This is a genomic window from Candidatus Eremiobacterota bacterium (assembly GCA_031082125.1).
In the GTDB taxonomy this organism is placed as follows: Bacteria; Vulcanimicrobiota; CADAWZ01; order CADAWZ01; family Ess09-12; genus Ess09-12.
Genome location: JAVHLM010000028.1, coordinates 12,980 through 34,033 on the forward strand (window position 1 = coordinate 12,980; position 21,054 = coordinate 34,033).

The 21,054-nt window shown below is 56.7% G+C and carries 17 protein-coding genes; 11 read left to right on the forward strand and 6 right to left on the reverse strand.

The window, feature by feature from the left end:
- Window positions 1-238: 238 nt before the first annotated feature.
- The gene (locus tag RDV48_24415) at window positions 239-700 is read left to right on the forward strand and encodes a hypothetical protein (GenBank protein MDQ7825969.1); all 462 of its coding nucleotides are present in this window, start codon (window positions 239-241) and stop codon (window positions 698-700) included.
- Window positions 701-709: 9 nt separating this feature from the next.
- Here RDV48_24415 and RDV48_24420 read toward each other — a convergent pair whose 3' ends face one another.
- The 4 genes from RDV48_24420 to RDV48_24435 form a co-directional block, all read right to left on the reverse strand.
- The gene (locus RDV48_24420; protein MDQ7825970.1) at window positions 710-1,984 is read right to left on the reverse strand and encodes an HD domain-containing protein; all 1,275 of its coding nucleotides are present in this window, start codon (window positions 1,982-1,984) and stop codon (window positions 710-712) included.
- A gap of 4 nt (window positions 1,985-1,988) precedes the next feature.
- Entirely contained in the window at window positions 1,989-3,560 is a 1,572-nt protein-coding gene (locus tag RDV48_24425) for a histidine kinase dimerization/phosphoacceptor domain -containing protein (protein ID MDQ7825971.1), read from the reverse strand.
- Window positions 3,550-6,549, reverse strand: coding sequence for a chemotaxis protein CheB (locus RDV48_24430; GenBank protein ID MDQ7825972.1), 3,000 nt, complete (start codon window positions 6,547-6,549; stop codon window positions 3,550-3,552). Before RDV48_24430 ends, RDV48_24425 begins: the two co-directional genes overlap by 11 nt.
- Window positions 6,550-6,714: 165 nt before the next feature.
- Window positions 6,715-7,665 (reverse strand): DUF1152 domain-containing protein, encoded by a 951-nt coding sequence (locus tag RDV48_24435; protein MDQ7825973.1) that lies wholly within the window; start codon window positions 7,663-7,665, stop codon window positions 6,715-6,717.
- 299 nt (window positions 7,666-7,964) lie between these two features.
- Between RDV48_24435 and RDV48_24440 the strand changes: the two genes are divergently transcribed.
- From RDV48_24440 to RDV48_24455, 4 genes are all read left to right on the forward strand, one after another.
- Entirely contained in the window at window positions 7,965-8,654 is a 690-nt protein-coding gene (locus RDV48_24440) for a response regulator transcription factor (GenBank protein ID MDQ7825974.1), read from the forward strand.
- Between the two features lie 167 nt (window positions 8,655-8,821).
- Entirely contained in the window at window positions 8,822-9,847 is a 1,026-nt protein-coding gene (locus RDV48_24445) for a hypothetical protein (protein ID MDQ7825975.1), read from the forward strand.
- 275 nt (window positions 9,848-10,122) lie between these two features.
- Entirely contained in the window at window positions 10,123-10,458 is a 336-nt protein-coding gene (locus tag RDV48_24450; protein MDQ7825976.1) for a hypothetical protein, read from the forward strand.
- Window positions 10,459-10,643: 185 nt separating this feature from the next.
- Window positions 10,644-11,843: a Glu/Leu/Phe/Val dehydrogenase gene (locus RDV48_24455; protein MDQ7825977.1), complete on the forward strand. Its 1,200-nt coding sequence runs from the start codon at window positions 10,644-10,646 to the stop codon at window positions 11,841-11,843.
- 51 nt (window positions 11,844-11,894) lie between these two features.
- Here RDV48_24455 and RDV48_24460 read toward each other — a convergent pair whose 3' ends face one another.
- Entirely contained in the window at window positions 11,895-13,256 is a 1,362-nt protein-coding gene (locus tag RDV48_24460; GenBank protein MDQ7825978.1) for a sigma-54 dependent transcriptional regulator, read from the reverse strand.
- Window positions 13,253-14,926 carry an ATP-binding protein gene (locus tag RDV48_24465; protein ID MDQ7825979.1) on the reverse strand — a complete coding sequence of 558 codons (1,674 nt, stop codon included), beginning with the start codon at window positions 14,924-14,926 and terminating at the stop codon, window positions 13,253-13,255. The genes RDV48_24460 and RDV48_24465 overlap by 4 nt, the downstream gene beginning before the upstream one ends.
- A 264-nt stretch (window positions 14,927-15,190) precedes the next feature.
- Here RDV48_24465 and RDV48_24470 point away from each other — a divergent pair, with 264 nt between their 5' ends.
- The 6 genes from RDV48_24470 (at window position 15,191) to RDV48_24495 (ending at window position 21,024) form a co-directional block, all read left to right on the forward strand.
- The gene (locus tag RDV48_24470; protein MDQ7825980.1) at window positions 15,191-16,237 is read left to right on the forward strand and encodes an endonuclease/exonuclease/phosphatase family protein; all 1,047 of its coding nucleotides are present in this window, start codon (window positions 15,191-15,193) and stop codon (window positions 16,235-16,237) included.
- Between the two features lie 36 nt (window positions 16,238-16,273).
- Window positions 16,274-17,962: a phosphatidylserine/phosphatidylglycerophosphate/cardiolipin synthase family protein gene (locus RDV48_24475; GenBank protein ID MDQ7825981.1), complete on the forward strand. Its 1,689-nt coding sequence runs from the start codon at window positions 16,274-16,276 to the stop codon at window positions 17,960-17,962.
- A gap of 20 nt (window positions 17,963-17,982) precedes the next feature.
- A complete protein-coding gene (locus RDV48_24480) occupies window positions 17,983-18,120 on the forward strand; it encodes a hypothetical protein (protein MDQ7825982.1) in 138 nt (45 codons plus the stop codon).
- Entirely contained in the window at window positions 18,120-19,220 is a 1,101-nt protein-coding gene (locus tag RDV48_24485; protein ID MDQ7825983.1) for an FAD-binding protein, read from the forward strand. The genes RDV48_24480 and RDV48_24485 overlap by 1 nt, the downstream gene beginning before the upstream one ends.
- 90 nt (window positions 19,221-19,310) lie before the next feature.
- Complete coding sequence (locus RDV48_24490; protein MDQ7825984.1) at window positions 19,311-19,874, forward strand: hypothetical protein; 564 nt, start codon at window positions 19,311-19,313, stop codon at window positions 19,872-19,874.
- 13 nt (window positions 19,875-19,887) lie between these two features.
- Window positions 19,888-21,024, forward strand: coding sequence for a hypothetical protein (locus RDV48_24495; protein MDQ7825985.1), 1,137 nt, complete (start codon window positions 19,888-19,890; stop codon window positions 21,022-21,024).
- Window positions 21,025-21,054: the final 30 nt, after the last annotated feature.

Consider the following 21,054-nt stretch of genomic DNA (forward strand, 5'->3'; position numbering starts at 1 on the left):
GGGCCTTGATACTCCTCCAGGAAAAGACCTGCTTCTGCCTGATTACGCGGCACATGACAGGGCTTCCGGTGCCCTTCACAGGAACGGCCGGGGCGCTTCCCGGGAACTCCGGAGTGTTTTTAAACGTGGCGAAGTGTTAAAGATCTGCCGGGAAATTTTAACATCCCGTCTCTGTTACAGTCCCTCCATCCATTGTATAATCAGGATGATGACAAATCCAGGCACAGGGGTTGATACCATGAAGAACAGAAAAATGTTTATTTGCGGGATACTTGCGCTGGCGCTCCTTGGCGCCCTTGCCGCGCCGTGCCGTGCAGACTACGGTTTTGAGCCGTCAAAGGCGCCGGGCTACGGGTTCTCGGATAATAAGTGCTCCACGGGCTACGGCTTCCCTGCCGCACCTCAGGCCCCCGCCTCCCAGAGCGGGCAGGCCGCTTATCCCACCACGTCTGGCTACGGCAATTATTATTACTATTATAACCCTGAGTTCCAGCAGTATTATTTCAAGAACTACAATCCCCAGGGCATGATGACCACGACTGCGCCGCCAAAGAGCATCCTGGATCCGGGCTATACAAACCAGCAGAGCAGCATCTTCACCCCCCAGTCAACCCGGCAGCAGAGCAGCGTATGCTCACCCCAGTACATTCAGCAGCAGCAGAACGCCACCTTTACCATCTTTGGCAGGCCCGGGAGGTAAAAATACCCACTATCTGCGCTCGGCAGGCTCCATCAGGAACCTGTCGAACTCCTGCCGGGAGCTCTCCTGGGCCCGCTTTCTCGCCCCGTTTGCCTCCTCAAAATGGGTCTTCAGGAGCTGAACAAGATTTCCGTCAAGCTTCTTACCGGAAACCATGGTATCCAGAACCTCAAGGGCCTTCTCCTTCTCCATCCCTTTCCTGTAGGGGCGGTCTTCCGTGATGGCCGTATTCACGTCGGCGACGGCCATTATCCTTGCCCCCAGCGAAAGATCCCGCCCGTCAATGTGGAAAGGATATCCCTTCCCGTCAAGGTGCTCGTGATGAAAAGCGGCCCACGAGGCAATCTCGCTGAAGCCGGGAACCTGCTCGAGAAGCCGGTAAGTATGGTACGTATGGCATCGCACTATGTTGAACTCCTCTTCGCTGAGCTTTCCTGGCTTTTCCAGGATCTCCTTGGGCACGGCAAGCTTTCCCAGGTCGTGGAGAAATCCGGCGATTCTCATGGAGACCGCCTCATGCTCTGAAAAGCCTGCAAGCCTGCAGAGCACCTCGGCGCTTGCGGCGACGCCGCTTGTATGGGTCGAGGTAAAAGGGCTCCTGAAGTCGATGATATGGGATACAAGCCTGGTGAGGGAGAGAAGTCCCTCGGTATCCAGGCTGATTGTGTCAAGCTCCAGTGCGTCTGCAAGGATGGCGGTGAGCGATGGTGACGCGAGGTCAAACCAGAAGTACTCCCTCTCAGAGAGGGCAAGGAATGCCTCGACCACCTCGGGGTGAAACAGCTTCCCCCTGTGGGCCTCTATTTTCTTCCTGATCTCAGCGGCCCCCTTGAGCACATCGTGATTCTTCTCCAAGAGAATCGCCACCCTGTCGGCAAGGTGAAGCACGTGGCTTGAGAGCGCCACCTCCCCGCCATGGAACTCCTGCCCCCCTCCAAAATCCCAGGGCACATGGTGATGCCTCACGAGGGACGAGATTCCCATGAAGGGCTCGAAAGTGGAAAGGAGGCGGCCGCCAAGGTCTGAGTGGTAATGGGGGCTGTCCATCTCGAACTCCATGATCTCCATCTTCTCCTTCAGGGAAAGGGCCCCGCAGTCATGGAGCATCCCGCTCAGCAGAAGGGCGTTCTTCTCCTGGTGGGAAAAGCCCATCTCCGCAGCGATGCTGAGGGCCCCGTAGGCCGCCTTGACATGATGGTAGGCCACTCTGGGGCTGATGAGGTCGATGGCCGCCGAGAGGCACAGGATAAGGTCATAAGTGGGGATCTTTACATGACGCAGCATGGTTTCACCGCCTCTTTGAATTTGCGCGGGAAAAGGCAGGATCATTGAAGGTTATCTCGACGGCAGTGCCGCCGTCACGCTTCACAACTATCACGCCATTTATCTGCTCCGTGAGGGCCTGGACCAGCGACATTCCAAGGGAAGAAGCCTTATCCGCAGATTCCTCACCGGGTAATCCCACGCCGTCGTCGCTGACGGTGAGCCTCAGCCTGTGCTTTTCCATAACCTTCATTTCCACGATCACCTCACCATCTACGCTGCCGGGAAAGGCGTGCTTGAAAGCGTTGGTGACAAGCTCGTTCACGATAAGGGCGCATGGAATGGCCGTATCCACTTTCAGGCTCACCTCATCGGCTTTAATATTATATGATAAGCCCTTTCTTCCCTGTGAGCTGAAAAGGGCGGCCGCCATCTCAGAAAGAAACTTTCTGCAGTTCACTTCACCGACATTTTCAGAGCAGGAGAGAAGATCGTGAATGATAGTCATTGACTTGATACGGTTTCTGATCTCGTCGAAGGATTCCTTCAGGCGCGGCTCGGCGATCTGCCTCTCCTGGAGGGAAAGAAGGCTCGAGACAGTCTGCAGGTTGTTCTTAACCCGGTGATGCAGCTCTTTCAGCAGCATCTCCTTTTCTGCACAGGCGGTCTTCAGGTGCTCCTCGGCCTTCCTGGGCTCCGTGATATCCGTTGATGCGCAGGTGATGCCGGTTATGGCGCCAACCTCGTCCCTCTGGGGCTCTACAATGAGGTCGTAATATACCATATCCCCCCCGAGGTGGAGGAGCACCTCTGCGCGCTCACCTTTGCCGCTCTCCAGGACCCTGTGCTTTATCTCTGTCAACAGCGAGGCAGCCTCGGGCGGCAGGAGCTCTCTGTCGGTTTTTCCAACGACCTTTATGTCGGCAAAGCTGTGGTGGGGATTCTGGATATCGGTATAGCGCAGCGAGCGATCCTGGCTGAAAACCGAGGTTTTTGCCACATTGAGGACCATCATCAAGCCTGCCTCTCTCAGCCTGAGGCTCTCTTCCATCTTCTTGCGCCAGCTTATATCAGTCAGCGCTGAGCAGCACTCTTTTTCAAGACCTTCTCCCGCTGCAGTCTCCATAATCACCCACGTTTCCCAGCCGTCTCTTCTTCTTGCAAGCTTCAGCTCGCAGCTGGCTCTCTTGACGCCGCTGCGGATGCTTTTAATATGCCTGTGAAAAGCGTTCTGCGAAGCAGGGGCCAGGAAGACCGCAAAAGGCTTCCCGACAAGGTAGGCCCTCTCGATGCCCAGGATCTTTGCCCCGCAGAGGTTCACCTCGGTGATGACCCCTTCCTCTTTGAGCGTGAAATAGCCCACGGGGGCAAAATCATAAAGGTCAAAGTACCGCGTCCGCGACTCCTCGAGCTCATGCTGAGCTCTCCTGAGCTCCTCGTTCTGCATCTCAAGCTCAACCTGGTGAACCTGGAGGTCATAGATGAGCCTTTTAATCTCCTCTTCCGGAAGCTCTCCCGGTGCAGGCACCCGGGACATCAGCACTTCCTCAGCCCTCTGGCGGAGGCTCTTTTTTTTGCCGGGCGCGTTATTTTTCAATGCCCACCTCTTTTCTCGCTGAGCGGGAAAGGCTCTCTCTCCCCGTTATATCCTCTGCAGCAAGCAGTATGAGCTTTGCCTTGTCCCCGCCCCTTGTCATCTGCCGGGCATTCAGCATGAGCGTCCTCTTCCCGGCGCGGGGGAGGTCAAGGGTGGCTTCAAAGCCTTCCAGGCTTGTCCTGTGGGGAAGAATCCTCTCCAGGAGCTCGCGCAGAGGGGCATTATCCCACTGCCCGCCTCCAATGTCAAAAAGGGACTTTCCCTCGGCACTTCCGTGCGCTCCGCCGAATTTTTCATAGAAGGGGCCGTTGGCTTTCATCACGCGGAGATTTTCATCGAGGGCAACGAGAGGCTCACGCACGGTCCCCATCACGCCCTCCAGCAGGGAGTCCAGGATTACCAGCGTCTTCTCGGTGGCTTCCTGGAGGGCCTCTTCCGTGCGTTTCTGTTCCGTCGCGTCTATAAAGGTTATCACCACGCCCTCTATCATGTTTTCAAGGGTTCTGTAAGGCAGAATACGCATGATGAAGCATTTCCCGTCGCCCGTGCGGACCTCGTGCTCCCTCCCCTGCAAGGTTTCAAGGACTCCCTCGGCTTCTTCGTAGAGGGCGCCATAAGTGATCTTAGTGGTAATGTCCTTTATAGACCGGCCCACATCGGTGGACCTCAGGTTGAAAAGCTTTGTCATGGCGGGCGTGAAGCGCTTGATGCCAAGGGCGTTGTCCAGGAAAATGGTGCCGATGTCTGTGCTCGCGAGGAGATTGTTAATATCGTTGTTGGCGCGCGTCAGGTCATCCACTTTGGCCTGGAGCTCTGAATTGACGGTTACAAGCTCCTCGTTGGTGCTCTGAAGCTCCTCTTTGGCGGTTTCAACCTCTTCATTGGTGCTCTGGAGCTCCTCATTCGTTGACTGGAGCTCCTCGTTTGCCGATTTCAGCTCCTCGTTTGAAATCTCCATGGCCTCCAAAGCGCTCTGCAGGTGTTCTCTTGTCGCCTGGAGCTCCTGTTCAAGGTCGGCCGTACGCCCCCGGTCATAATCGTCCGATCCTTTTTCAGCGATGGAGGCAGCCAGATCCTTCCGTTCCATGAAAGTGATGACGAAAAGCTTCTCAACGGTACCGGGGAGGGGGCGGACGCTTAAGTCCATCGTGAGAAGGGCATCACCTTGCTTAAGGTGGACTCCCTGTATCTCGGAATGAATATTGTCTTTCAATGCATTGCGGAGAAGAATGCTGAGCTTGCCGTGGAGGCCTTCTCGGCACATCTTGAGCACGTTCAGGCTCGCCTCCCCTCTGGGTGGCACGAGGTACCGCTCTGTCGCGCCATGGAAATAGAGGGCCTCGCATTTCTCGTTTATCAGCACTGACGGTGCGGAGTAGTGCTCAAGGAGCAGCTGCTCCATCAGCTCTTTGCGGGGCTTTTCTTTTCTCGGGACTTCTCCTGCAGCGCCCGGGTGCTCGGGCTCCCTGGAAGCGGAAAACCTCATGGGCTGGTAATCATGCTCTCTGCGTGCCGACCTCCCTTTGCGCTGGAAGACTTTCCCCTTCAAATCCACCGCGCCGAAGAGGTCAGAAAACTGCCCTATGGTCTCAGAGGTGCCCAGGAAGAGATACCCTCTCTCGTTGAGGGCATAGTGGAAAAGAGGCACCAGCTTCTTCTGAAGCTCGCCGTCCATGTAGATGAGAAGGTTTCTGCAGCTTATGAGGTCCATGCGGGAAAGAGGCGGATCGGTGACGATGTTCTGCAGGGAGAAGATTATCATCTCCCGGACTTCCTTTTTTATCCTGTACAGGCTGCCCTCTTTGACAAAGAAGCGCTTCAGCCTCTCGGGGCTCACATCAGCAGCGATGCTCTCGGGGTATACTCCTGCTCTTGCATTGTCTATGGCGGCCCCGTCGATATCGGTGGCAAATATCTGGACATAGAGCTGCTTCTCCTGCCTGTTCATTGCCTCGACGATAAGCATGGCGATGGAAAAGGCCTCCTCTCCCGTGGCACATCCCGGCACCCACACCCTTACGGCGAGGTCGTTCTCATGCCTTTTCACGATTTCCGGCACCACCCGTTCCTCGAGCTGCCTGAAAGCATCGCTGTCCCTGAAGAAGCTCGTCACGCCTATCAGGAGCTCCTTGAAGAGGGCTTCGCTCTCCTGGGGATTCTCCTGGAAATAGCGGTAATATATGGCTATGTTGTCGAGCTTATGTACAGCCATCCTCCGCTCTATCCTCCGCATGATGGTGCTCTGCTTGTAATGGGTGAAGTCATGGCGCTTCGCCGAGCGCAGCAGCAACAGAATCTTCTGGGAATAAGCTTCCAGCTGCTTTGAAATGGCCGCGCTTTTCTTAGGGCCTCCCACGTAAGGGTGCTTTACATACTTGATGATCTCCCCCGCCATATGTTCCACGGGCAGCACGAAATCCACGAGGCCTGTCTTTATGGCGCTGTGAGGCATCCCGCTGTACTCGGCCTGCTGCTCTTCCTGGGCCATGGTCATCCCGCCCGCCCCCTTGACGGCCTCAAGCCCCAGCGTGCCGTCTGTGCCGGAGCCCGAGAGGAGGATACAGATCGCCTGCTCTGCCCTGTCGTCGGCCAGCGACCGGAAAAAGGAATCTATAGGGAAGCTCATGCCCTTGGCCCTGTCCATGGGCATGAGGTGCAGCACGCCTCTGATGAGTGACAGTTCCTTGTCGGGAGGGTTCAGGTAAACGCTGTTCTCTCTGAGCATCACGCCGTCTTTTACTTCAACGACATCCAGTTTCGTGTGCCTTTTCAGGAGCTCGCCCATGATGCTCTTGTAATGAGGGCTCAGATGCTGCACGACGACGAAGGCCATGCCGATATTCTCAGGCACGTGGGAGAAAAAGGTCTCAAGGGCCTTCAGCCCACCGGCCGAGGCGCCAATCCCCACGACGGGGAAGAGCTTTTTCTCTTTCTTCGGGGAAGAGGCCCTTGCGGCTCTTGAGGCCTTGGCGGTTTTAACGGCCTTCATCGGATCACTTCTTTCCTGTGCGGGACTTCTTCAGTGGCAGCACATGATTGATATCTCTCTAAATTCAAAAAGAGGAATGTTGCCTCATTTTCCAGGTGGTACGGATAATTCTTAAGAGAGCGTCACTTTTATCTCATTGATGATTATATCAGAAAAACGGCTTCATTACAACGGCATATTCATCCACTCCCTCGGCGTCACCGTTGAGAGGTAGTTCTCGATGGCGCGGCGCATGTCCCAGCGGTCCCGCGTTTCAAGCAGATAGTCCATGTAGAGGCACCGGCGGGCCACACCGTCCACTTCAAAAGACCAGTACATGGACATCAGCGGGTTGATGAAAAGGCGGCTTCCCCTGGTTCGGTCAGTGGAATGGTGATCGCCGAAGCACCCCTTGCCCGCGGCAGCGACGGACGTCGCCACGATGCTCTCCCTCCCCGGCATCCTGGCGGAGATGAAGTCCACCGCCTCGGTGAAAGCCTGGAACTCAGGCATAGAGGGAAGGAGGGAAAAAGCCCCCAGGAATGCGCCCTGGGCCGTGAGATCAGCCACTGCCTGGAGCACATAGGCATGGCATACTCCATGAAAGAAGTCCACGCCGAAGCCCAGGTTCACCATCAGTCTCACGGGGAGAGCGACTGTATGGGCTGCCGCAAGGCTCGCCATATCCTCGAAAGGGGTGCCCAGCTCGGGTTCATCGCCGCGCATGAGGATGTCAGTTCCGCCGTCCACCAGCACCAGGGCGTCAATATCAAGATCGCCGATCAGGTCCTCATAGGCCTGCCGGATCACGGCAGCGCCCGAGGGCTTGAAGCAATAGACGGGAACTTCCTGGCCCTTCTCCCTGTACCACTCCGAGAGATAGCGCTCCGGGAAGTAAGAGGAATTGCCGCCGGCATCATGCCTGACTTCCAGCACGGCAGGTGATACGAGGCGCCCCCTGGCGCTCTCGAGGTCGGAAAAGGAGAGGCTCGCCAGGTAGGCTCTTTTCCCCCTGCTCCTTAAATGCTCAAAAAGGGGCACTCCCGCCAGAACATCAAATCCGCCTCCCGCTCCTGCGATGAGGACCGAGCGGCAGGGTGAGAGTCTTTCGAGCAAAGGCAGGGATCCAAGCTCCAAGGGAGGCTCCTTGCTTTCGGGATGCCATACAATTATGGCCGGGTAACCCGTTGATGGCCTGATACCAATTGTAGCAGAAAGGAGCACCGCCGGCAAGAAGCCCCTGTGGAGGGCTCCTCCCCTCAAAATATCGGGGTGCCGGCAGGCTTGTTACTTTTTGTTACAATTTTTTAACACTTGTTAACTTCTCCCTTACATTACCTGTAACATTCCTTACACACCTGCGCTACAATGGAGATGCCTGCTGCGGGGCAGATAATCTCGCATGCATGATGGATGACCACAGGAAGGCCTTTCTTATGAGGATTCTGCTGATAGACGGTGATGAAGCATCGGTAAACTCCGTGAAAGAGTATCTTGCCGATCAGGGTATCGAGGTCTTCACGGCCCTCACCGGTGACGAGGGATTTGAAATCATCAGCAAGGAGCATCTCGATCTTGTGGTCATTGACACGATGATGGCTGACAAGGAAGGGCTCGAGACTTTAAGGCACCTCACTGCGGACCACTATGACCTTCCTGTAATTGCTTATTCCGACAGGGGTGACGAAGTGGACCGCATACTGGTCCTGGAGATGGGAGCCGACGAGTTCATCGAAAAGTCTCTCAGCCCGCGGGAGGTCCTGGCAAGGCTTCATGCCGTCGCCAGGCGGATTGAGAAATCCAGGGATATCCAGCCCTCATCGGCAGGCTCAAACGGGCTCATGCTCGACCTGGTCAAGAGGCACGCCTTTCTCAAGGGGGAGAGGATCAGGCTTTCCTCCATTGAATTCGACATTCTGCACATCATGGTCCAGCACCAGGGAAAAGTGATGTCCCGCGAGCGGATCATGGAGCTTTCAAGAGGCCGGGAGCTTTATGCCCTCGAGCGCTCCATAGACATCCAGATAAGCCGCCTGCGCAGGAAGCTGGAGAAACAGCCCGGGAGCCCCGAACTGATAAAGACCATATGGGGCGTGGGATATGTTTTCACCGGCGCTACAGAGTGAGAGAGGCCTCTCCCAGAAACTTTAACAGGAATACCTATCAAAATTAACATTTTCAGACATTTTTCAGTGCCATTTCAGGTTCTTTTCAGGCCCGGGAAGGAAAGCATAACTGAGGCATGATGCCGTTTTCCATGCAGCAAGGTAAATCATAAGGAAGGGCGTGCACTATGGCAGAACAGGTAGAAGAAATCAAGCCGGCAGGTAATTCAGGATCAAAGCGGGAGACGCAGAAAGCCTATGACAGCAAGGCTGAGAGCATAGTACCCTCGAGGGGCTATGGGCAGGCATATTCTTCGGCACCCATACAGGATTTCTCCCGCTTCACCCGCGAGGCTCAGCAGCCATCCATACGATCAGGCCTCCAGGGGCCGGGAGATATGAGCGAAAACTTCCAGTCAGGGCTGTGGGATTCTTTCAACCAAGCCAGGGGAAGGATGACTGCAGACCAGTCCGGGGCTTCCGGGGTCTCACCTCAGGCGGCAGCGGCAGCACCTGACGGCATGGCCTCCCCGCAGGCGGCCGCGACGCAGGGTGCTGACCCGGGAGCACAGATGCAGCAGCCCATGCAGATGATGATGCAGATGATGCAGATGATGACCCAGGTGATGACGCAGATGATGTCCATGATGACACAGATGATGGGGCAGAACGGCGGCAACAATGGAATAAATCCCATCAACAACAACAACAATAAGCCCATAGACAACAACAATAAGCCCGTGGACGACAAGTCGCCCCTCCAGGGTGACGACAAGAAGACTGCCGACTTCATCAACAAGTACCTCGAAAAGAAAGGCTCCCCCGCAGCGGGGAAAGAAGCGGGAGAGATGATGGTCAAGTACGGCAAGCAGTACGGCGTCGATCCCATGGCGCTCCTTGCCATCGCCGGACAGGAGACCCAGTGGGGCAAGGCGGGTATCGGGGTGAACGGCATGCTCGGCGTCGGGGCCTATGACAGCGACCCGAACAATGCCACGAGGAACAAGAAATTCAGCGGCATAGAGAACCAGATACGCCTGGGCGCAGAGACCTTCGCGAAGCTCAGGGCCAAGGGAGGGGCGAGCGCCAAGGATTCCCTCTCCAGGCAGTTCGACGCGGTGAACAAGGCCGGCTGGGCAACAGACCAGAACTGGCACAACGGCTGCTCAAGCATTTACGACTCGATCCTGAAGATGATCAAAAGCGGCGTCTAATTTATTCTCCCTTACTTTTGAGAGCTTCACGGGGCCCTGGCAGGGAACGGTACCCCCGTGGAGCTTTTGTTTTTATGAGGGAACTTTTTCTGATAGCAGCCCAAGGAGGCAATAAGCGGGGCCTTTTGAACCGGTGGCACAAAAATCCCCGCATGCTCCCGGGGCACCTTCATGCCAGAAGCCCGAAGAATCACTCCATAAGGCCTCTTTCATCTTTTGGCAGATCACTTGCAGTTATAATCAGTGAAGCGATTTCATCACCAAGGAGGTAGTTCATGGAAACAATAAGCAAATCAGAAGAAAAGACGCCGGAGAGCCGCAAGACACTCCGCGCTTCCCCAACTGGACTTTGCAGGGCCTGCAGAAAGGCTGAGGACTGCACCTTCCCGCGCAGGAACGGCGCTAAAGTCTCCCACTGTGAGGAGGCGGAGCTTCCGCCTGCTGATCCTGTGGCCACCATGGAGAAATTTGTGTCGAGCCTCAGCAGGGAAAAGACCAGGAAGGCCTTCAGCTCGGCCCTCAAGGGCCTCTGCAAGAACTGCGAGAATGCTCCCGAATGCGTCTTTCCGAAGGCGGAAGGCGGCGTATGGAACTGCGAGGAGTACAGGTAAAGGACTCATTCATTCAATTCATCCAATTCATCATGCAATAAACAGAGCAAGGAGGACAGCATACCGTGTTATCAGTAAATCAGGAGCCCAGGAAAAAGGCGCAGAATGGCAGGCACCTCAGGTCCGTTAAAAAGGCCAATGTCTATGAAAATGTAAAGAGCCAGTTTACCAAGGCCGCCGACCTGATGAAGCTCAATGTTGACATCAGAGGGATTCTGGAGAAGACGACCAATGAGATCATCATCAACTTCCCGGTCAGGATGGATGACGGCCGCATCGAAGTCTTCACGGGGTACCGCGTTCAGCACAACAACGTGCTGGGACCTTTCAAGGGGGGCCTGCGCTACCATCCCATGGTGGATATTGACGAAGTGAGGGCCCTTGCTACCTGGATGACCTGGAAATCGGCAATTGCCGGTATCCCCTTCGGCGGGGCAAAAGGCGGCATTGAGCTGGAGCCCGGGAAATATACGCCCCATGAGCTTGAAAGGATCACCAGGCGCTTCACCTTCGGCCTTGGGAATAATATCGGCCCCGAGTATGACATACCGGCGCCTGACGTCAACACTAATGCCCAGATCATGGCATGGATAGTTGACACCTATACTTCCACGGTGCCGCCCCATGAGAGGCAGCGCTGCATTCATGTGGTGACGGGAAAGCCCATCGAGTCGGGAGGCAGCATAGGCAGGGATAAGGCCACGGGCCAGGGAGTGGTCTATCTCATAGAGAAATGGGCCGAAGACCACAAGTTTTCCCTCAAGGGAGCCCGCTACATGGTGCAGGGCTTCGGAAACGTCGGATCATGGGCTGCCCGCCTCCTCAAGCCTTTTGGCGCGGTGCTCATTGCTGTCGAGGATGTGACGGGGGCCGTGCAGAACCAGGGCGGCATTGATCCGGACGAGCTTCTCTGCCATGTGCGCGCCAGGGGAGGAGTGAAGGGCTATGGGAAGGCAAGCCCCCTCGGAGGAGAGGAGTTCCTCTCCCTGAAGGCCGATATATTCATCCCTGCAGCGATGGAAAACCAGATCACGGCGGAAACAGGCAATCTCATCAACGTAAAGCTCGTTGCCGAGGGAGCCAACGGCCCCACTGATCCTGACGGCGATACCATCCTCAGGGAAAAAGGCATTGACCTGATTCCTGACATCCTCTGCAACGCGGGAGGCGTAATCGTGAGCTATTTCGAATGGCTCCAGAACAAGCGTAGCGAGAGCTGGGAGCTTGACGAGGTTGATGAAAAGCTCCACCGCAAGATGCTCCATGCCTACCAGAAGGTCAGTGAGACCGCACACACCTTTGAGACTGACTGGAGAACAGCGGCCTATATTGTGGCTCTCACAAGACTTGAGACAGTTTACAGGGAAAGAGGGATATTTCCTTAAAGCGTGAGTTTCCCGACGTGCAGGTCTATTGATTTTACACCTCCACAGTGCTCAATGGGCCTGCACGTCTTTTTCCAATCCGTACTTCTTCAGCTTCTCCCTCAGAGTCTTCCTGTCAATCCCCAGTATCTCCGCCGCCCTGGTCTTATTTCCTCCCGCATGGGCGAGGGTCTTGGCGATATGCTCATGTTCAAGCTCAGCGAGGGTCTTTTCCACCATTTCTCCCTGAGGCACGGTATAGCGCATGTGGGCTGGGAGATCGGGCACCACAAGCTCATCGCTTTCCGAGAGGACAAGGAGCTGCTGCATGATATTCTCAAGCTCGCGGACATTCCCTGGCCATGAGTATCCCCTGAGGACCCTGAGGAGGCCATGGGAGAGGAGAGGCTCCCCCTTTCTCCCTATTTCCCTGGCGAAGCGCCGGGCAAAATGACGGGAGAGTATGATGATGTCATCACCTCTCTCGCGCAGCGGCGGCATTTTGATGCTCACGACATTGAGCCGGAAAAAGAGATCCTCCCTGAAAAGGCTTTTCTGGACGAGCGTCCCCAGCTCCTTGTTGGTGGCTGCCACTATGCGCACGTCAACCTTTCTTGGGCGGCTTGATCCCACCATGCATACCTCGCCATCCTGGAGCACCCTGAGAAGCCTGGCCTGCATGGCGGGGCTCGTATTGCCGATTTCATCGAGAAAGATCGTGCCCCCGTCGGCAGTCTGGAAGAATCCCGCCCTTGACTCAGTGGCTCCTGTGAAAGCGCCCTTCACATGGCCGAACAGCTCGCTCTCCATGAGGGTCTCGGGGATTGCGCCGCAGTTGACAGGCACAAAAGGCGACGAAGCCCTGGGGCTCTGGTAGTGAATCGCCCTTGCAACAAGCTCCTTGCCCGTGCCGCTTTCCCCGTGGACAAGCACTGTCGCGGAGGTGGCTGCAGCCTTCAGGATCACCGAAAAGACCTTCCTCATTGACTCCGACTCGCCGATAAGGCCCTGGAAGGCCGGGAGGCTCCCCTCCTTGCCTTTCCTGAGCATCATCTTCACATGATGTCTCTCGACAAGCCTTCCGACGGCCGAGAAGAGCTCTTCATCGGTGAAGGGCTTTGCCAGGTATTCCTCTGCCCCTGTCTTCACTGCATTGACGGCTCCCTCTATTGAAGGGTAGCCTGTGATCATCATTATCTCCATGTCCCGGTGGTTCTCCCTCACGTAGCGGATGAGATCAAGGCCGCTCACCCGGGGCATTTTGAGATCCGTGATCACAAGATCAAACTCTGTTGCCTTAAGAAGCTCTATGGCCTCATGTACCGATGAGGCTGAATAAACCCTGTGGCCAGCCGATGAAAGGTTTCTCTCTATCACTTCCCTGGTGTCGAGGGCATCATCCACGACCATGATTCTTATGCCTTCTGTGCTCATTGTGCCGCTCCTCTCCCCTCTCCGAGGGGAAGCCTTACTTCAAATCTCGTTCCCTTTCCAGGGGTGCTCGTGACGTGTATGATGCCATCATGGGCAGTGATGATGCCATGGACCACTGAAAGGCCAAGACCTGTCCCCTCGTTCACATCCTTTGTCGTGAAAAAGGGGATGAATATCTTGGGGAGCACCGAGGCGTCTATTCCGGGACCCGTATCCTCTATGGCAAGCAAGGCCCACTCCCCCTCCCGGGCGGTTCTTACGGTGAGGCTCCCGCCTCCCGGCATGGCCTGGAGAGCGTTCACCGCAAGGTTCACAATGACCTGGTGAATCTGCCCTCTGTCAGCAGTGATGAGCGGCAGGTCCGGTGAAAGCTCTGTTACCAGCTCAATTCCCGCCCTCGCGCAGCGCGATGAGCAGAAGAAGAGCCCTTCATCGACAATGGTGTTCAGGCTTACCTGGCTCTTGGCAGGCGGCATCTGCCTCGCGAAAAAGAGGAGCTTGCGGACAATCTCGCGGGCATTGAGGGAGGCATTGACAATCCGCTCCATGTCGCTTTCAAGGGCCTGTGGAAGATTCCTGCTCTTCTGGGCAAGCTGGGCAAAGCCCAGGATGCTTCCAAGGGGCTCATTGAGCTCATGGGCGACGCCTGCTGCAAGCTGGCCTATGGTGGCAAGCCTGTCGGCATGACGGAGCTGCACTTCAGCCCGGGACCGGTCATCCTCAATCCTCTTCCTGTCGATCACCAGGGTTATCTCGCGGGCAACGGCATCAAGGAGCTTGCGCTCCTCCCTGAGAAAAGGCCCCTCGTCGAGCTCCTGCGGTGCCTTTTCATAGAGGACCTCCACGAATCCCCGGCGCTCCCCCCCTGCATCTATGTATGAACGCAGGCGGAAAGGCGACTCACTGAAGGTCCTTGTCCTGAATTCTTCCCCATCAAGCGACACGCGTGCCGATGCAATCTCCGGATTGAGCATCGCCGGGGGGAGGAGAGAAGCAATGCACCGGAGAAGGCGCGGGAGGGAAATATCATGGCGCGAGACTATTTTTGCGATGCCATAAAGGCATGTAAGCTCCTTCACCCTTTCGCGGAGTGCCACCTGAACACGGCGGCTCATAAGACCCATGGCCACCATTGAGGCAAGATCGTCAAAAAAGCCCGCGGATCTGGTGGTGAATGCTTTTTTCACAGGGCTTTTCAGGACAAGCACTCCCTGGATATCGCCGAAGGGAGCAAGAGGCAGCAGTGCCGACCACGCTGAGCCGCTTCCATGGCGGATAATCGTGAGGGCTCCCTTCCTCTCAGCGGCCATTCTCACCGGGATGGCTCCATAACCGAGAAATGCGGCAATAAGCTCCAGCTCATCTCCGGCTTGATAAAATGCCGGGGAAAGAGCTCCTTCCCTGTATGCAACGGTCCCGAACTCAAAGTTGAAGGTCTCCCCCCGCCATCCCACCCCTGCGTAAAGCCTCTCCTTCTCCCTCAGCCAGAATCCCGCCATAGTCCATTCCCTGATGGAAAGGAGATGCACTGAAAGCTCCCTGAGGAATTCGCTCCGGGAGAGGCCGCGGTGGGCGCTTGAGAGAATCTTCCTGGTAAGGCCCCTTAAATCAGAGGGGAGCCTCTTTTTCTGCAGGTCTGATGCAGTGTGCTTTATCATCCGGGAAGCCATGGATTTCCTCCGCCTTGTACTTTCTTTCTTACAAGCACTTTTCCCATCACGCCAGGGAATCCTTCTTAAACAGAGACAGACTCCGATATTTGCAAATTGAATAGTGTTCAACAACGGGATCGCTTTTGAAATAGTAACAAAAGAGTCTGTCCCTATTATTTAACAAATCGTTAACGACAATTCCATGGGAAGAGGGGGCCTTCCGTGCTATAATGATCTTGGAAAAAATATATTGTACCATCCTGAGTACGACAAGGAGCTGCTATGAGCATATCACCAGTCCACCAGAACAGGCATTCTCATGAGGTCCACAGGGGCCATCATAAAAAGCACCACAAGGAGCAGCAGCACGTCAACGCCGACAGCGTCAGCCTGGGAGGGCAGCAGGAAAGCTCTCCGGGAAAAGAGCTCCAGGATATGAAGAGGGAGCTTGGCAGGGCTTCACAGGCAGAGAAGGCGCCTCCCCTGGGAACCACGTCGGTGGACATTGCCGGGAAAGAGAAGGTAACCATCGGGACCTTCAACGTCAACTGGCTGGGAGGCGAGGCCGCTGTCGATATGAAGCCGAGAAGTGACAGGGACTACCAGGATATTGCCTCTATCATCAAGGACTCGGGCGCCGATATCATGGGCCTTGAAGAGGTGGGCTCCGAAGAGGCCCTCGACAGGATTATCAGCAATCTCCCGGGATTCGACTACGTGATAGGCACCACCGGTGTAAGGGGCGGCGGAAAATCCCAGCGCCTCGCGGTGATATACAACGCCGAGAAAGTCCAGTGCGACAAGTCCTCGATGGAGGAGATAAGGGAGGTCATGGTTCCGGAGCTCGCCGGCGAAGGGCGCCTCAGGGCTCCCCTCGCCGTGAAGATGAAAGCCGGCGAGTTCGATTTCACCCTCGTGGTCTGCCACATGAAGGCCCGCTTTGATGACAAGGCAAAGAAGATCCGCAGTGCCCAGGCGGGAAAGCTGAACGAGTGGATCACCGAAAAGGTCCAGAGCGGCAAGGAAAAGGATGTCATAGTCGTCGGCGATTTCAACGATTTTCTGGACAGCCCTCCCCTCAAAAAGATGGACAGCCAGATCTACTTCGTGACGCAGGAAGCCGCCCGGAAAGGCGAAGCTTCAAATATCAAGTGGAACTCCCTCATTGACCAGATAGGCGTTACAAGCAGGGCTGGCGGCGCGAAGGAAAACTTCATCGAGAGGTCGGTCTTTCTCCCCGACATCGGGCCCTACCCCAGCTTCGTCGAGAGAATCTCGGACCACAGGCCCGTGGTGGCCTCATTCAGGTCCGACAGCGACGCCCAATAGGGGCAGAGTCTGTCCCAGATTAAGGAGTGGAATACCATGGACCTTTCTCCAATATCACCCCGGAAGCTTACGGCCGCCACTGCGGCTTCAAAGCCCGCGCCCCCGCCTGAAGCGCCTGCCGGACCTCCCGGCGACAGCTTCCAGCCCGGCCGGCAGGAAGTGAAAAAGCCCATTGAGAAGGCGCCTCGCCCGGCAGGGACAGAGGGCCCCGCAGCAGCCACGCCCCAGGCAGGAAGCCCCGGGAGCAGCGCCGAGCTCGCCGAGAAGCTGGAGGGCTATGTCGCGAAAATCCTGAGCGATCCCCAGGCCGAGGCCGAGATGATACAGATGCTGGCAGGTCTTAACGCCTCGGGGCAGCTGAGGCCTGTCCTTCAGAAAGTGGCGGAAATGGCCGCACAGTCAGGCAACCTGCCCCCCATGCCTGACCAGAAGAGAAAAGAGATGGCGGACCAGCTTGCAGGCATGATAGATGCCGAGCTCCGCTCCCATGGCATGACGCCCGGAACAAGCGGCCAGGTATACCAGAACTGGGAGACCTTGAGCAAGGAGCACCTCGCGCAGGTCCAGAACTCCCAGGTCCCCCCCCGGGGCCCCGGCTCGCCGAGCTGCTTCACCGAGCCCGCCTTCGTGAGAGAGCTTGAAGTGCTCCAGGGGGCACCCTTCCGCCAGGGAAACAGGATCACCCCCCTCATAGACGGGCCCGCATCGTTTGCCGAGAGAGACCGGCTCATTGACGGCGCCACCAGATCCATTCACCTCATGTCATGGGCTTTTTATGACGACGAGACTGGATGGGAGGCAGCGCACAAGCTCGCCGCCAAGCACAAGGAAGGCGTGGATGTGCAGATCGTGGTTGACGGCCAGGTGGCAGAACGGTCGCCCCACAGGGAGACACTGAAATTCCTTGAGGAGCAGGGAGTCAAAATCACGCGCTGGCGCGATGGCGAGCACCCTTACAATGGACAGCACCGCAAGGTGATGATCGTCGATGGGAAAGCCGCGGTGGCCGGCGGCCTCAACGTGGGGAACTTCTACAGCCACAAAGGGCCTGCCGAGGGTCCCAAGTGGCGCGATACCGACGTGCTTATCGAAGGCCCCGCTGTTGCAGACTGCGAGCGCCTCTTCGCCTCGGTCTCAGGCAGGGAGGAAAACCCCCAGGTTCCTCAGCCGGAAGGGGGAGCCCGCGCAGCCGTGGTGAACCACGTGCCCGGTGCGGATGCTCATATCATGCTCGCCACTCTGAAAGCGATAGAGGGAGCCTCGGAATCCATTGACATCGAAAATGCTTACTATATCGAGACGCCGGGGATCAAGAAGGCTCTTACGGACGCCCTCGCGAGAGGGGTGCATGTCCGTATCCTCACCAACTCGGCTCAGAGCGTCGATGAACAGATAGTGACCGCTCCCATTCTCAGGAGCCTTCCCGCCCTGGTATCTGCCGGCGCCGAGGTTTACCTGAAGAAGGGCGATACGCTCCACAGCAAATTCCTTGTTGTTGACGGGATTTACTGCTCCGTGGGAAGCTATAACCTCCATCCCCGCTCGGAGCGCTACGAAGGCGAGATGACGGTGAACACCCTCGATGCCCAGGCGGCAGGTGCCCTTACCAGGGCTTTCGAGAAGGACATTGAAAAAGCAGAAAAGGTCCTCTCGGCGGACCAGGTACAAGTGCCGGAAAATGCCCTTACCATGCTGGTAAGCCGCTATTTCTTCGACCAGTTGTAGCAGGGGACCCATTCGGTGCCATGAAGAACAAGATGAAGGCTCTCCTTTTTGATAGAGACGGCACGCTTGTAAGGGCCGGCAGCTCAATGCATGGCGCCGATCTTGTCCTGAAGCACCTTGGAGCCTTACGGGAAATACCTGCTCTTTTTAACCGGTAATGCCACACCCGGAGAAAAATCCCCTCTTCGACGTGGCGATTATCGGAGCCGGTCCTGCCGGCGCCACCCTGGCGCGCCTCATCGGGAAAAGCCACAGGACTCTCCTCGTTGACAGCCGCAGCCTCAGGAGCTCTCCCCTGGCCGCCTCCCGTGAAAAATGCTGCGGGGGCCTCCTTTCCCCCGATGCCCAGAACATGCTCGCAAGGATGGGCCTCGGCGTGCCGCTGAGTGTCCTTGTGGGCCCCCAGCTTTTTACCGTGCGGACCATTGACCTGGAGCGCTCCAGGGAGCGCTTTTACCAGAGGCACTACATCAACGTTGACAGGGAAGCCTTTGACCGTTACCTGCTGTCATTGATCCCTGAAGAGGTAGATATCCGCTGCCCTGCCCTTCTCAAGTCCCTGAAGGAGGAAGGGGATGGAGTCTCCCTCACGTTCCGCGACAGCACTGGAACATTTCGAGAAAAGGCCCGGGTTGTCGTGGGCGCCGACGGGGCCTGGTCCAGGGTGCGGCGCCATATCACCGGGGGAAAGGATGGAATCCCCCTCTATATCGCCATCCAGGAGTGGAATCCCGTTCCCGAGACACCTCCCTATTTTTCCGTGGTCTTTAACCGCCACGTCACCGATTTTTACGGCTGGACCATCCCCAAGGAGGACAGGATTCTCATCGGCGCCGCGCTCAGGCCGGGCAGCGATGCCTGGCGGCGCTTCCGGATGCTTAAGGAGATGCTCTGCGGCCTCAGGCTTGGGAACCTGGCGAGGGAAAAAACCAGGGGCGCCTTTATTGCACGCCCCCTCAAGGCTTCCCACCTTCTGACCGGGAGGGCTCCCCTGTTCCTCATCGGCGAGGCGGCGGGATTCATAAGCCCCACTTCCGCCGAAGGCCTGAGCTTCGCCTTCCGGAGTGCCCTTGCCATGGGCGAGGCACTTCAGCGCATCGACAATGGGCTCATGTCCCGGTACAAATCAGAGTGCCGCTCTCTTATCACCACGATACGCCTCAAATTTCTCAAGCTCCCTTTCATGTACAACCCATATCTGCGCTCTCTCGTTATGGCTTCAGGGCTGAAGTCCATGAAGCTCTGCAGGGATCTGTGAATTGCTGCGCCGGCCGGGGAGAAGGAACTTGCCCCGGGGGAAAGAAAGTTAAAGAGTGCCGTTCCTTGAGGAACAGAACGGGGAGATATTATGAAAAAGAACACGATGCTTGCGGTCATAGCCCTCATGTCGCTGGTGCTCACCGGTACCGCCGGGTGCCCTAAAAAGGCCGAGGTGAAGCCCGATCCTAAAAAGCAGCTAATCGGGAGCTGGAGCTACGTGAGAATCACCGGCTCACCCTCCGGCGAGGACCACAGGTTTCCCGTAAAAATCGCCGCCCGGGGCAAAGTGCAGTTCCAGCAGAACGGCACCGTCACCATGGAAGTGCAGTCAAAATTCTACAAGGATGCTCCCGGGCTTGCAGAAAAAAGCCCCGGTGAGTTCTCCTCGCCTCCCCTTGGAGTGGGAACGAGCACCGGTCTCGGCACCTTCAGCTTTGCCGATGACAGGACTCTGAAGACCGACCTTGAGTGGAACGATACGATTTACCGCTGCGACGGCAAGGGGGTGCCGGGGAAAAACCCTGAGAGAACGGGAAAGAAAAAGGAATCAGATACCTTCTCGATCCTTTCCCTCACCGCTGACGAGCTTACGGTAAAGTGCACCACCACGGGGAAACCCAGCGGGGAAATCCGCATGAAAAAGCTCAAATAAAAGGCTCACTAGAGTGAAAAAGAGAAACTCCCGAGCCGCCTGCCCCGCCATTCTTGCCGATGACTACAAAAAGTCGCTGGGACTCTCCCAGGAAGAGTACGCCCTCTATGACAGGGCAAGGGGGGGGCTCCTGGTCACCGAGGCACAGGGCATTGCCGCTCTCCCTGAAAAAGCCCTTGCCTCCCTCTCACTGAAGAGACTCGTTACCCGGTCCAGGGCGCCCGACGGGCAGCAGCTTTTCTGGGCCGCTGATCCCGTGGCCCTCCTTGAAGAAGGGAGGCTCGCCGCGCTGGGAACGCCGGTAAAAATTCTCGAGGCGGTTTCGCCTTTCCAGAAAATCGAGATCCACGGGCACCGCCTCTTCTCTTATTTCAAGCTCAACGGCAACATCCAGTTCCACTCCGGTGAATATGCACTCTGCCGGTATCCCAAGGCGGGCCTCCCTGCGGAGCTCCTGCAAAAACCCGCCAGGGCCCTTATCCTTGGAGGCGGCGACGGCCTCATCGCAGGGGATCTTCTCCCTTACAATCCCCGGGAAGTCATTATCGTGGAGCTTGACGGGCTTCTTACGGAGATATTCAGGCACAGCGAGCAAGGGAGGAGAATCTCACAGGGCGCCCTGGAGGCGAAAAAGGTGAAGGTCGTTACCGATGATGCCTTCAGCTTCCTGAGGGGGCACAGGGGCTCCTATGACCTGGTTTTCGCCGATATGGAGCTCCACTGGACCCGGAGAGCCCGGGGAGATTCCCTGGGCCGCGACTATATCGGGATGCTCTCAATGATGGGGGCCCTTCTCGCTGACGGGGGCATATTTGTTGCGATGCCTGCAATGGATGAGAGGGAGGCCCGGTTCTTCCAGAGGGAGATTCTCCCGCTGCTGGAAGAATACGGCCCAAGGGAGAGGAGGCCCGGCCAGAGGGAGCGCTGTGACTGGCATTACTTCCTTTTTCGGCAGTTCTTCCCCTCAGTGAAGAGAATGATGCTGAAGATGTTTTTTACCGGCGGGCACCTCCTTTATTTATGCTCCTTCAGCCCCATCGATGAAAAGAAGATAAGGCGCCTGCTGAAGGCCCGCATGGCGGCGGGGCGCCTGAGGCTGGGGCGCCCCGGCTCCTTCGAGCCAAGGGTATTCTATTGTCAAGACCACTGATTTCATATATAATCTCCTTGCGGCTCCAGG